Annotated in this window: 8 protein-coding genes and 2 pseudogenes; 4 read left to right on the plus strand and 6 right to left on the minus strand. The window is 69.1% G+C overall.

The window, feature by feature from the left end:
* Nucleotides 1-61: 61 nt before the first annotated feature.
* The 3 genes from ABDW21_RS03785 to ABDW21_RS03795 all read left to right on the plus strand — a co-directional run bounded on the left by ABDW21_RS03785 (nucleotide 62) and on the right by ABDW21_RS03795 (nucleotide 5,479).
* Entirely contained in the window at nucleotides 62-1,210 is a 1,149-nt protein-coding gene (locus ABDW21_RS03785; RefSeq protein ID WP_343600107.1) for an exonuclease SbcCD subunit D, read from the plus strand.
* A complete protein-coding gene (locus tag ABDW21_RS03790) occupies nucleotides 1,207-3,792 on the plus strand; it encodes an AAA family ATPase (protein WP_343710075.1) in 2,586 nt (861 codons plus the stop codon). The genes ABDW21_RS03785 and ABDW21_RS03790 overlap by 4 nt, the downstream gene beginning before the upstream one ends.
* A 97-nt stretch (nucleotides 3,793-3,889) precedes the next feature.
* The gene (locus ABDW21_RS03795) at nucleotides 3,890-5,479 is read left to right on the plus strand and encodes a GMC family oxidoreductase N-terminal domain-containing protein (protein ID WP_343600128.1); all 1,590 of its coding nucleotides are present in this window, start codon (nucleotides 3,890-3,892) and stop codon (nucleotides 5,477-5,479) included.
* A gap of 72 nt (nucleotides 5,480-5,551) precedes the next feature.
* Here the strand turns inward: ABDW21_RS03795 and ABDW21_RS03800 are convergent, their stop codons facing one another.
* The 5 genes from ABDW21_RS03800 to ABDW21_RS03820 form a co-directional block, all read right to left on the minus strand.
* Nucleotides 5,552-7,237: an ABC transporter family substrate-binding protein gene (locus tag ABDW21_RS03800; protein WP_343600111.1), complete on the minus strand. Its 1,686-nt coding sequence runs from the start codon at nucleotides 7,235-7,237 to the stop codon at nucleotides 5,552-5,554.
* Nucleotides 7,221-9,071 carry an ABC transporter ATP-binding protein gene (locus ABDW21_RS03805; RefSeq protein ID WP_343600113.1) on the minus strand — a complete coding sequence of 617 codons (1,851 nt, stop codon included), beginning with the start codon at nucleotides 9,069-9,071 and terminating at the stop codon, nucleotides 7,221-7,223. The genes ABDW21_RS03800 and ABDW21_RS03805 overlap by 17 nt, the downstream gene beginning before the upstream one ends.
* A complete protein-coding gene (locus ABDW21_RS03810) occupies nucleotides 9,068-9,958 on the minus strand; it encodes an ABC transporter permease (protein ID WP_343600129.1) in 891 nt (296 codons plus the stop codon). The genes ABDW21_RS03805 and ABDW21_RS03810 overlap by 4 nt, the downstream gene beginning before the upstream one ends.
* Before the next feature lie 50 nt (nucleotides 9,959-10,008).
* Nucleotides 10,009-10,986 (minus strand): ABC transporter permease, encoded by a 978-nt coding sequence (locus ABDW21_RS03815; RefSeq protein WP_343600115.1) that lies wholly within the window; start codon nucleotides 10,984-10,986, stop codon nucleotides 10,009-10,011.
* A gap of 222 nt (nucleotides 10,987-11,208) precedes the next feature.
* The gene (locus tag ABDW21_RS03820) at nucleotides 11,209-11,598 is read right to left on the minus strand and encodes a VOC family protein (RefSeq protein WP_343600117.1); all 390 of its coding nucleotides are present in this window, start codon (nucleotides 11,596-11,598) and stop codon (nucleotides 11,209-11,211) included.
* 142 nt (nucleotides 11,599-11,740) lie between these two features.
* On the opposite strand from ABDW21_RS03820, the pseudogene ABDW21_RS03825 reads away from it, so the two are divergent.
* Nucleotides 11,741-12,618: pseudogene (locus ABDW21_RS03825) on the plus strand (LLM class flavin-dependent oxidoreductase).
* 70 nt (nucleotides 12,619-12,688) lie between these two features.
* On the opposite strand, the pseudogene ABDW21_RS03830 reads toward ABDW21_RS03825, so the two are convergent.
* Nucleotides 12,689-13,096, minus strand: a pseudogene (locus ABDW21_RS03830) (hypothetical protein); the annotation flags it as partial.

Below are 13,096 nucleotides of genomic sequence, written 5' to 3' on the forward strand. Positions count from 1 at the left end.
GGTGCCTGGTCCTAGACTCGCCTTGCTCGCAGAGCCGTGAACCATCGGAAGGGCAGTAGGCATGCGATTCGTGCACACCGCCGACTGGCAGCTGGGCATGACCCGTCACTTCCTGGCCGGTGACGCTCAGCCGCGGTACTCGGCGGCCCGCCGCGACGCGGTGGCCGGGCTGGGCAGCCTCGACGTCGATTTCGTGGTGGTGGCCGGTGACGTCTTCGAGCACAACCAGCTTGGCCCGCAGGTCGTCAGCCAGTCGTTGGAGGCGATGCGCGCCATCGGGGTTCCGGTCTATCTGCTTCCGGGCAACCACGACCCGTTGGACGCCTCGTCGATCTACACCGGCAAGCTGTTCCGCGACGAATGCCCGGACAACGTCGTGGTGCTCGATCGGTCCGGCGTTCACGACGTGCGGCCGGGTCTGCAAATCGTCGCGGCGCCGTGGCGTTCCAAGTCTCCCACGCAGGACCTGGCCGCCGAGGTGCTCGACGATCTCGCAGGCCCGCCGGCCTACGGTGTCACCCGGGTGCTGGTCGCCCACGGCGGGGTCGACGTGTTGGACCCCGACCCCGCCAACCCGGCGCTGATCCGGCTGGCCGCCGTCGAGGACGCGCTGGCCCGCGGCGCGATCCACTACGTTGCGCTGGGCGACAAACATTCGGTCACCGAGGTCGGCGGCAGCGGTCGGGTGTGGTATTCCGGCTCACCGGAGGTCACCAATTTCGACGACGTCGAGCCCGACCCGGGGCACGTGCTGGTTGTCGACATCGACGACACGGACCCGCACCGGCCCGTCACCGTCGATGTCCGCCGCGTCGGCCGCTGGCGGTTCCGCACCGTTCGCCGTCAGCTCGACACCCGCGCCGACATCGCGGAGCTGGATGGGTATCTGGACGGCATCGGCGACAAGGACCGCACGGTGGTGCGGCTGGCTCTGGTCGGCTCGCTGACCGTGACCGACCGCGCCGCCCTGGAGGAGTGCCTGGACAAATACTCGCGGCTGCTCGCGTGGCTGGGCGCTTGGGACCGCCACACCAACCTGGTGGTGCTGCCGGGCGACGGCGAGTTCGACGACCTCGGTCTCGGCGGGTTCGCCGCCGCCGCCGTCGAGGAACTGGTCGAGACGGCACGCTCCGGCGACGACGAGCGCGCCGAGCACGCGCGGGCGGCGCTGGCCTTGCTGCTGCGGTTGACCGACCGGATCAGCGCATGAGACTGCACCGGCTGGTTCTGACCAACTATCGCGGCATCACCCACCGCGAGGTCGACTTTCCCGACCACGGCGTAGTGGTGGTGCACGGCGTCAACGAGGCCGGCAAGTCGTCGATGATCGAGGCGCTGGACCTGCTGCTGGAACACAAGGACCGCTCGACGAAAAAGGAAGTCAAGCAGGTCAAGCCGACAAACGTCGACGCGGGTTCGCAGATCACTGCCGAAATCTCCACCGGCCCTTACCGTTTCGTCTACCATAAACGGTTCCACAAGCGGCCCGAAACCGAGCTGACGGTGCTGGCTCCGCGGCGCGAACAGCTCACCGGTGACGAGGCGCATGACCGGGTACGGGCGATCCTCGCCGAGACCGTCGACACCGAGCTGTGGCGGGCCCAACGGGTGCTGCAGGCGGCATCGACGACCGCGGTGGACCTGTCCGGCTGCGACGCGCTGTCGCGGGCGCTGGACATCGCGGCCGGCGACGCGGCGACACTGTCCGGCGCCGAATCGTCGCTTCTGGAGCGCATCGACGCCGAGTATGCCCGCTACTTCACCTCGACCGGTCGGCCCACCGGCGAATGGTCCGCCGTGTCCGCCGCGCGGGAGCAGGCCGATGAGGAGGTGCAGCGCTGCACGGTCGCCCTCGCCGAGGTCGAGGAGCGGGTTGCGTGTCACGAGAAGCTGAGCGCCGAGCTGGCCGAGCTGTCCGGCGATCGCCGGAGAGCCGACGAGCGGTACCGCGCGGCCCTCCAGGCCGCCGAGGCCGTCGAACATCTCACCGCGCAACTGCGCGAGGCCGAGTTAGCCGCCGCAGTTGCCGCAGCCACCGGGTCCGAGGTGGCGGCAGCGCACGACGAGCGGCAGCGGCTGCTGGCCGACGTCGCCCGGCACGCCGCGGCGCTGGCCGCCCGGCAGGCTGAAGCGCGCCAAACCGCCGCGGCGGAGGAGTCAGCGCGGGGTGCCGCCGCCGCGGCCGACACCGCCGTTGAGAAAGCCGAACAGGCCGTGGCGGCGGCCCAGCAGCGTGTCGAGGAGCTGCGCCGCCGGCAGGAGGCCGACCGGCTGGCGGCGCGGCTGGACGCGATCGACGCCGCCCGGCGCGACCGCGACCAGGTCTGCGACGAGCTTTCGACGATCCGGCTCACCGAGGACCTGATGGCGCGGATCGAGCAGGCCGCCGCCGCGGCCGACCGGGCCGAAGCCCAGCTGGCGTCGCTGTCGGCGACGGTCGAATTCATTGCCGCCGCCGACATCGAACTTGTCGTCGAGGGCGGGCGGATGTCGCTGTCGGCCGGCCAGAGTTGGTCCACCGCGGTGAGCGCCACCACCGAGGTCACGGTTCCCGATGTGCTGACCGCCCGGTTCAGCCCGGGTCTCACCGCCGCCGACGTCCACGGCCAACTGGCGTCGGCACAAAGGGAATTGGCCGCCGCGCTGGCCGCCGGGCATGTCGAGGACGCGGCGGCGGCGCGCAGCACCGACCAGCACCGGCGCGAGCTGCAGAGCCGTCGTGACCAGCTGGCCGCGAACCTGGCGGGGCTGTGCGGCGGCGAGGAGATCGACGGCCTGCGCGCTACCCTGGCGCAATTGCTCGCCGGCCTGGGCGCTGTGCGCGTGGACGACGCCGAACTCGACCGCGCCCGGGCGGTCCAAACCGCCGCAGCTGAAGACCGCAAGACCTGCCGCCTGGCCGCGGACACGGCTCGGACGGAGCTGACCGAGGCGGCGACGCGGGCAACGGTTGCGCGGGACACGGCGGCCGGCCACCAGGCTGAGCTCGCGGCGGTTACCGAACGGCTGGCCGAGCGGCGGGCCGCGCGCACCGACGAGGATCTGGCGGCCGCCGCCGAGACAGGCCTGCGCGCCACGCAGGCCGCGCGATGCCGAGTCGCCGAGCTGACCGACGCACTCACCGCGGCCGGCCCCGATGCGGTGGCCGCCGAACTCGCCGACGCGCGCCGGGCCGCCGAGGCACTGCACACCCGCCACGACGAGATCACCCAGCAGCTGCGAGAGATCTCCGCCGAACTCGGCATCTTCCGCACCGAGGGCCGCCAGGGCAACCTCGACGCCGCCCAGACCAGACGCGAACACGCCCTGGACGAGTACCAGCGGGTGCGGCAGCGTGCCGAGGCCGCGCAGCTGCTGCGCTCGGTGATGGCGCGCCACCGCGACGCCGCGCGACTGCGTTACGTCGAGCCGTTCCGCGCCGAGCTGCAACGCCTGGGCCGCCCGGTGTTCGGGCCCAGTTTCGAGGTCGACGTCGACAGCGACCTGCGCATCTGTAACCGCACTCTCGACGGCTGCACGGTGCCCTACGAGTCGCTGTCCGGCGGGGCGAAGGAGCAACTGGGCATCCTCGCCCGGCTGGCCGGGGCCGCGCTGGTCGCCGAAGACGACACCGTCCCGGTACTCATCGACGACGCGCTGGGTTTCACCGACCTCGACCGGCTGGCCAAGATGGCCGCGGTGTTCGACGCCGTGGGGTCCCACGGCCAGGTGATCGTGCTGACCTGCACCCCGGCCCGCTACGACGGGGTGACCGGCGCGCACCACATCGATTTGAGCACGGAATCGATTTGAGCACGGAATCGAATTGAGCACGGAATCGAATTGAGCACGGAAGCGAATTGAGCACGGAGCGATCGGGCACGCCCTACACTGGCCCAGGGTGAATGTGATGGATGTGCACTGCGATTATGTGATCGTCGGAACCGGTTCGGCCGGGTCGGTGCTGGCCAGTCGGCTCAGCGCCGACCCGGCCACCGCCGTGGTGGCCCTGGAGGCCGGGCCACGCGACACCAACAGGTTCATAGGCATCCCGGCGGCGTTCTCCAAGCTGTTCCGCAGCGAAGTCGACTGGGACTACCTCACCGAGCCGCAGAAAGAGCTCAACGGCCGCGAAATTTATTGGCCGCGGGGCAAAGTGCTCGGCGGTTCGTCGTCGATGAACGCGATGATGTGGGTGCGTGGCTTCGGGGCAGACTACGACGAGTGGGCCGAGCGCGCGGGTCCGGAGTGGTCGTACGCCCAGGCGCTGAGCTGTTTCCGTCGCATCGAGAACATCACCGCCGCATGGCATTTCGTCAGCGGGGAAGACAGCGGAGTGACCGGCCCGCTGTACGTGTCCCCGCTGCGCAGCCCACGGTCCTGGACAGCCGCCTGGCTCACCGCGTCGCGTGAATGCGGCTTTTCGCCGCAGCATCCGAATTCCGCTTTGCCAGAGGGCTTTTGTGAGACCGTTGTCACCCAGCGCAGGGGTGCACGGTGGAGCGCGGCCGACGCCTATCTCAAACCGGCGATGCGTCGCCGAAACCTCAGTGTGCTCACCATGGCCACCGCGACCCGCGTCGTGTTCGACGGGACCCGCGCAGTGGGCGTGGAATTCGAGCAGGCCGGCCAGCGGGGTGTCGTCTATGCCCACCGCGAGGTGGTGCTCTGCGGCGGGGCCGTCAACAGCCCGCAGCTGCTGATGCTGTCCGGCATCGGTGACCGCGACCACCTCGACGACCACGGGATCGACACCGTCTACCACGCACCCGAGGTGGGGCAGAATCTGCTCGACCACCTCGTGACGCCCCTGGGTGTCGAGGTCACCGACGACACACTGTTCGGCGCCGAGAAACCCCGGCAGCTGGCCGACTACCTACTGCGACGCCGCGGCATGCTCACCTCCAACGTCGGCGAGGCGTACGGGTTCGTGCGCAGCCGGCCCGAGCTTGACCTGCCCGACCTCGAGCTGATCTTCGCCCCGGCGCCGTTCTACGACGAGGGACTTCTGACCGAGCCGCCCGGTCACGGCGTGGTCTTCGGGCCTATCCTGCTCAAACCGCGCAGCCGGGGGCAGGTCGCGCTGCGGTCCGCCGACCCGCACGCCAAGGCGATCATCGATCCGCGTTACCTCACCGATCCCGGCGGCGCCGACCGCGCCGCGATGATGGCGGGCCTGCGTATCTGCGCCCGGATCGCCGAAGCGCCGGCGCTGAAGGGTCTGCTCGGCGCCATCGCTCGGCCGCGGGGAGCCACCGAGTGGAACGAGGCCACCTTCGAGGAGGCCCTCAACACCTGCTCGCACACGCTCTATCACCCGGTGGGCACCTGTCGGATGGGCACCGATGCGGCAAGTGTGGTCGATCCGCAGCTGCGGGTGCGCGGGGTGGACGGACTGCGGGTCGCTGACGCGTCGGTGATGCCGACCATCATCCGCGGGCACACCCACGCGCCGTCGCTGTTCATCGGGGAGAAGGCCGCCGACCTGATCTCCTCGTAACCGCGAGGGTGCAACCAGCGGCGGGCCTACTCGGGAAATGCGTCGCCGGATGCATTTTCGCGGCACGACGTGTCAGCGCGTAAACCCGATCGCGGTGTACACGACGTCGGCCAACCCGAACGCGCCGTAGTTCGCCAGGTTCGCGCGCACCGCGACGTCGCCGGGAGACTGGAACAGCGGCAGGCTGAAGCCTTCCTGCCAGATCATCGTGTCGACGCGGTTGGCCAGCGTGCGCGCCCTGTCCGGGTCCAGCTCGGACAGCGTCGCGTCGATCTCGGCGTCGATCACGGGGTTGCCGATCCTGCCGAAGTTGCTGTCGCCGTCGGAGGTGTAGATCTGTGGCAGCGCCGACAGCGGGAAAGCGTTTCCCACCCAACCGAATTGGACGATTTCGAAGTCGCCGGTGCTCACGTACTGGCTGAAGAATCCGGTGCCCGGTTTGGGGTCGAGCACCAGCTTGACGCCGATCTGCGCCAGGTTCTGCTGGGCGACCAGGGCGATCTGCCGGTTTGCCGGCGCGTCGAAGAAGACGTCACGAACAGCCAGTTGCCTGCCGTCCTTCTTCCGCCCGGCCCCGTCACGCGTCCAGCCCAGCGCGTCCAAATCCCTGGCGGCCCGGTCGGGGTCGTATGCGCCCGGAGCGCTGTTGTTCTGATAGCCGAGCTGGCCGGCCACGAAGATGTGGTTGTCCAGCGGCGCCGGGTGGCCGGTCAACCCGTGCTGGACGACGTCGACGACGGCCTGCCGATCGATGCCCCGGCAGATCGCCAGCCGCAACCTTTCGTCGGCCAGCAGCGACCCGGCTGCGCCGTTGAAGGTGACGTGGTACCAGGTGGGCGCCGGCGCGCGGCGGATCGCGATGCCGGGAGTGCGCTGGGCGGTCACCAGGTCGTCGAGCGTGCCCACACCGGCGGCGTCGATCGCGTTGTTCTGCAGCGCCGGGATGACCGCGGCGGCGTCGAGCACCAGGAAGGTGATCGAGTCCAGCCGCGGCGCCGTACCCCACCAGCGGGGATTGCGGGTCAGCACGATGCGCTGCGCTGTCCGGTCGATCGTGGACACGATGAACGGTCCGGCCGACGGGCCGGGGGCGTCGAGTTGGCCCTTGTTGAACACATCCGGGTTCGCCGTCATGCTGCGGGGCTGGATCCCCCCGGCGAACATCGCCCGCCACTCCGCGTAGGGCTTGGCGAAGGTGATCACCGCCTGCCGGTCGTCGACGCCGCGGGTCACCGACTCGACCCGCTCGAAGCCGGCCCGGCTGGCGATCAGGTACCGCTTGTCGCGCCCGCTGCACGCGTCGACCTCGGATTTGAGGTCTTCCCAGGTGACGGGCGTGCCGTCGCTCCAGGTGGCTTTCGGGTTGATGGTGTAGGTCACGACCTGCGGGCCGGTGCCGGTCAGCTCGGCGCCGGTGAAGTAGTCGGTGTTGAGTTTCAGCGAACCGTCGGCCTGGGTGAGGAATGCCCCCGGCAGCGTCGGCGTGACGATGGAACCGAGGTCGGCGGTGTTGCCGTCGATGTTCAACTCGTTGAAGTTCGACGGGAACGAGGTCAGCGGGAGCCGCAGGTTGCCGCCGTCGCGCAGCGTCGCCGGGTCGCGGGGGTTGATGTCGCTGGTGGTGCCGACCCGCGCGGCTTGCGCCGCCGGCAGGTCCCGATACCCGTCCGCGCATGCGGTGGCGACCACGCACACCACGAGCGCATGCAGCGCAAACCGGCGGACGGACACTTTGTCGATGCTAACCGCCGGCAGCATCGCGGTGAGCCCGCGGGACGGCGGCCAGCAGCCGCCGGGTGTACTCGTGCTGCGGATCGGTGAACACCTGCTCGGCCTCGCCGTGCTCCACGATCCTGCCTCGGTACATCACCGCTACCTGGTGAGCTAGGTGCTTGACCACCGAAAGATCATGCGACACAAATAGATACGACAGCCCGAACTCCTGCTGTAAATCGAGCAGCAGGTTGATGATCCCGGCCTGGATGGACACGTCCAGCGCCGAGACCGGTTCGTCCAGCGCGAGAATCTTGGGCCGCAGCGCAAGGGCGCGTGCGATGCCGATCCGCTGTTTCTGCCCGCCGGAGAACTCCGCGGGATAGCGGCCGGCGTCGGCGTGGTCCAAGCCGACGATCCCCATCAGCTCGGCAACCCGCTCCGCGCAGCGGCCCCTGTCGAACCCGTTGGCCAGCAACGGTTCGGCGATCACGTCGAACACCGGGAGCCGGGGGTCCAGCGACGCCACCGGGTCCTGGAACACCACCTGCAGCTCGGTACGAAGCCTGCGCCGGGCCGCGGCGTCGAGGGTCGCGACATCGGCGCCGAGAATCTCGATCGAACCCGCCTGCGGTGCAGCGAGTTCGAGGATCTGGCTCAGCGTCGTCGATTTGCCCGAACCGGATTCGCCGACAATGCCCAGGGTGCGGCCCTGCTCGATGGTGAAACTGACGCGAGAGACAGCGCGCAGCTCACCCACCTGCCGGCGCAGCACCACCCCCTTGGTGAGCCGGTAGGTCCTGACCAGATCGGTGACCCGCAGCACAGGCGGCGGCTCGCCCGCCGTGGTGTCGACCGGCTCGGGTTGCGTTGACACCCCGAAGATCTCGGCTGCGCTGCGCCCTGCGACGTGGTCGATGCGGATGCACGCCACTCGGTGGCCGTCGCTGATGGTGACGAGATCGGGCTCTGCCGAGCGGCATTCGTCGACGACCAGCGGGCAGCGGGGGGCGAACGGGCACGCGCCGGGGGACAGCGACGTCGTCGTCGGCGGCGCGCCCGGGATCGGAACCAGCCGGGTGCCCTGCGGGGCGTCCAGGCGCGGCACCGAGCCCAGCAGGCCGGCGGTGTAGGGCATCCGGCGGTCCCGGTAGAGCTCGTCGACACTGGCCGTCTCGACCGGGCGCCCGGCGTACATGACCACTGCCCGGTCGGCGAATTCCGACACCACGCCCAGGTCGTGGGTGATGATCAAGACGCCGGCCCCGGTGGCGTCTCGCGCGGTCCGCAGCACGTCGAGGATCTGCGCCTGCACGGTGACATCCAGCGCGGTGGTCGGTTCGTCGCAGATCAGCAGGTCCGGATCGTTGGCGATCGCGATTGCGATCACCACCCGTTGGCGTTCGCCACCGGACAGCTCGTGCGGATAGGCTCCCGTCCGGCGGTGCGGCTGCGCGATGCCGACCAGCTCGAGCAGCTCGACGGCACGCGCGCGGGCGGACTGCCGGCTGATGCCGCGGTTGTGGACCTCGACGGCTTCGGCGATCTGGTCGCCGATGGTGTAGACGGGCGTCAGCGCCGACATCGGGTCCTGGAACACGGTGCCGATCGCTTTGCCGCGGATCCGCGACAGTGCCTGGTCGGACTGCCCGAGCAACTCCTCGCCGCGCAGCAGCACCGATCCCGACACGTGTGCGTAGTCGGGCAGCAATCCGACGACGGCCATCGCGGCGGTGGTTTTGCCGCAACCCGATTCCCCGACGATGGCCACCACCTCGCCCGCGTCGATGTGGTAGCTGGTGTGGCGCACCGCGGGCACGGACACGTCCTCGGTTTCGAAGGTGACGGACAGGTCCGTCACCTGCAGCAGGGCGGTCACTTCGGGCGGCGTCTCCTGCGTCGCGAAGATCCGCTGCCGGGATCGAGCGCGTCGCGCAGTCCGTCGCCGGCAAGGTTGGCGCACAACACGATCAGTACCAGCGCCCCGGCCGGGAACAGGAAGGCCCAGGGGAACGTGGTGGCCGAGGGTGTGCCGTCGGCGATCAGCGTTCCCAGCGACACGTCCGGTGGCTGAACACCGAACCCGAGGAAGCTCAGCCCGGTTTCGGCCAGGATCGCGAAGCCGACGTTGAGCGTCGCGTCGATGATGAGGATCGAGGCGACATTCGGCACGATGTGGTTGACGATGACGCGACGATGTGAAACTCCCATATACGTTGCCGCGCGGACGAATTCGCGCTCTCGCAGGCTCATCGTCAAGCCGCGTACCATTCGCGAGCTGACCATCCAGCCGAACACCGCGAGCAGCACGATGAGCCAGGCGATGCTGCCCGACCGTTTGGTGCGTGGAGTGACGATGGCGATCAGGATGAAACTCGGCACCACCAACAGCAGGTCCACCAGCCACATCAGCGCCCGGTCGCGCCATCCGCCGAAGTAACCGGCGACCGATCCGACGGCGGCGGCGATGCTGGTCGAAATCACTGCCACGCTCACGCCGATCAGCATCGACTTCTGCATACCGCGCAGGATCCGGGCCAGCAGATCCTGGCCGAGCGCGTTGGTGCCGAACCAGTGCCGCGGCGACGGCGGCGCCAGCAGCGCGTCGTAGTCGAGGTCGTTGTAGCCGTGGGGGAGCAGCGACGGCAGCGCGTAGCACCCGACGAACAACAGGACCAGCAGAATCAGTGCCACCACCGCGGTCCTGTTGCGGATAAACCGGCGTACCAACAAGTGTCGCCGCGACGTGAATGCGCTCGCGTGGATACCGGACGTGACGGACGTGGTTTCGCCGCAGTCAGGAGCAGCTTGGTGTGTCACGATAACCGCACCCTGGGGTCCAGCGCCGCGTAGAGGACATCGGACAGCAAGCCCGCGAGCAGAATCGCCGCTCCGGTGAACAACGTGATGGCCGCGACGACATTGGTGTCCTGGGTCGAGATGCCTTGCACGACCCACTCGCCCATGCCGTGCCAGCCGAAGATCTTCTCGACGAACACCGCGCCGACGACCAGCCCGCTGACCCCGTAGGCGAACAGGGTGGCCAGCGGAATCAGCGCGGTGCGAAGGCCGTGTTTGAACAGTGCATTCCGGCGAGTCAGTCCTTTGGCGCGCGCGGTCCGGATGAAATCTTCACCCAGCACGTCGAGCATCGCGTTGCGCTGATAGCGGCTGAAGCTTGCGGCCGCGCCGAGAGCCAGTGTGAGAGTGGGCAATGCGATGTGTTGTGCCCGGTCGACCAGCTGGTCCCACAGTCCGCCGGGCAGAAGCGGCGACGTCTCTCCGGTATAAAGGAAGATCCGCAGCCCGGTGAACGTGTTCACCCGCAACGCCCCGAGGATGAGCAGACCGGCGAGCACGAATGACGGGATGCTCAGAATCGTCAACGACAGCAGGGTGACAACCCGGTCACTGAGCCGGTACTGACGAATCGCCCCCCAGGCTCCCGCGACGACGCCGATCACCGCGCCCAGCACCGAACCGATCACCACCAGCCGCAGGCTGACCCCGATGCGGCGCCACAGCTCCTCGGAGACGGGATGGCCGGTCACGGTGGCACCGAAGTCGCCGCGAACCGCGCCGGCGACCCACGTCGCGTAACGGAGGGGTATGGGTTTGTCGAGGCCCAGCTGGGCGGCCTTGGCGGCGATGGCTTCCGGCGGCGGCTGGGGGTGGCGCTGGATGAAGCTGTCCAGCGGATGAAACGTCAGCGACGTCAAGCAGAACGCCAGGAACGACGCGAGCGCCAACAGCACGACATAGTTCAGCAACCGGCGCGCCAGGAAGCGGGTCATGTCCGCCTGCTTCGCCGGTGTTGCATGGGCACAGGGTAGCGAGCGCGGGGGCGGCATGTCCGCGGTCACTCCGGGTTCGTGCGAAGGGTCGCTGCCAGTTTCGCCCAGCAAACATGTCGCGGTCGTCGCGCATGAGATCGGCGCACGGGGATTCAATCCGGTAACGGCGGCGCCCACCGGTGGCCCGCGTGGCGCCGGCCGACACGGTGCGCGCCGGGTCGGTCAGCTGCCCGAGCCGTACGGCCGGGTGAGGATCTCCAGGAAGTGACCGTCGGGGTCGCGGAAGTACACGCCGCGGCCGCTGTCGCGATGGTTGATCTCGCCCGGCCGTTTCGGCGCCGGGTCGGCCCAGTGCTCGATGCCGCGCGACCGGATCTTGGCGTAGATCGCGTCGAAGTCGTCCTCGGACACCAGGAATGCGTAGTGCTGCGGGTGGATCTGCTCGCCGTCGGCAACGTCGGAGTAGTCCAGCGTGGCACCGTGGTCGAGGGTGATGGCCAGAAAATGACCGAACGGCGTCGGATCCGGCAGCCCGAACAGCTCGGTGAGAAACGTCGCGGACTCTTGCTTGTCGCGGGCGGCGACGATGGTGTGGTTGAACGCGATAGTCATAGTGCTTGCCAGTCAACCACTGTGCGCCCACGCGCGACAGCTCGCCGCGGTCAACTCCGCCGCCGGCCGCCGTGCCCGAACCCGGCGACGCGCGGCCTCACCGGCGTTGTCGCATGTCAGAATCGCGGGCGTGCAGATCGCCATGACGATGCCGGTGATGGAGCCCGACCTCGACGCAGGTCTGCTGCGAGCGTGGGCCCGAGCGATCGACGACGGCCCGTTCTCGTCGCTGTGCTGGGGTGAGCGCATCGCGTTCGACAACCCCGAGACTCTGACCTTGCTGGGGGCGCTTGCCGCCTGGACCGACCGGGTGCGTTTGGTGACGACGGTGATCGTGCCCCAGCTGCATGACCCCGTCATGCTGGCCAAGGCGCTGGCGACCGGGGACATGCTCTGCAGCGGACGGCTGACGGTCGGTGTCGGCGTGGGCGGTCGAGACGAGGATTACCGCGCGGTCGGCGCGGATCCGTCGACGCAGACCAGGCATGGCCTGGCCGAGCGGGTCGCGGTGATGAAGCGGGTCTCGGCAGGCGAGCGTGTCGGCGACGCGGCGTCGCCGGTCGGACCGACGCCGGCGCAGCCGGGCGGGCCGCCCCTGCTGGTCGGAACCATCGGGCCCAAAACTCTTCGCAGCGCATCCGGGTGGGCCGACGGGCTGGCGGGACCACACTGGACCTCGACGTCGCCAAGCAGAATGAGCTCTTCGAGGTTGGGCGTACTGCGTGGGCTGCAGCGGGCAAATCGAAACCGCATCTGGCGACGTCGTTCTGGTTCGCGCTGGGGTCGTCCGATGGTGCCCGCGCTCAGGTGCATCGGCATCTGCGCCGGTACCTGAACTGGATCCCGGCCGGGTACGTCGACGCGATGGCGCCGACGACGGGATTTGCCGGCAGCGATGACCCGCTGGTAGATGTGCTGCGGAAGTTCGACGCGGTCGGCGCCGACGAAATCCAGCTCATCCCAACCAGGAATGACCTGGGGCAGCTGCGGCGGATTGCCGACGTGGCCGGCGATCTGTGAGTTCTGCGGACCGCGGGGCTGCCGGTGGGCGTGGCCGCAGCGGCCGCTGACTATGGTCGCCCGACCGGGATCATCGACCGTGATGGCCCGCGCCGGGGACATCACCGCCGACCGGGGCTTGCCCGTGGCCGACGACCCACCGCCGGTAGAGCAGGAAGACGACCGTCAGGGCGGCCGTCCCGATGCTCACGTAGAGGGGATATTCCAGACCGGGCGAATCGATGACAAGGGGCAGCAGCCCGATCGCCAGCACAGGCGGCAGGTTCAGGTGTAAGAGGCGAAGCACACCGACGCCGACCAGCATCGCGCACCCCGCCGCGGTCCCGCCGCTTCCGAATACGCTCACGGCGAGCCAGCCTCCCAGTGCCGTCAGACAGCACGCCGTCGGGAAAGCCAGCGGTCTTTCAGCCCAGGAACATGAGGTGGGATGAGCAAACATCTCGTACGCCATGACAATGAGTGGCGGGAACAAAATAAG

This window comes from Mycobacterium sp., assembly GCF_039583805.1.
Classification (GTDB): Bacteria; Actinomycetota; Actinomycetes; order Mycobacteriales; family Mycobacteriaceae; genus Mycobacterium.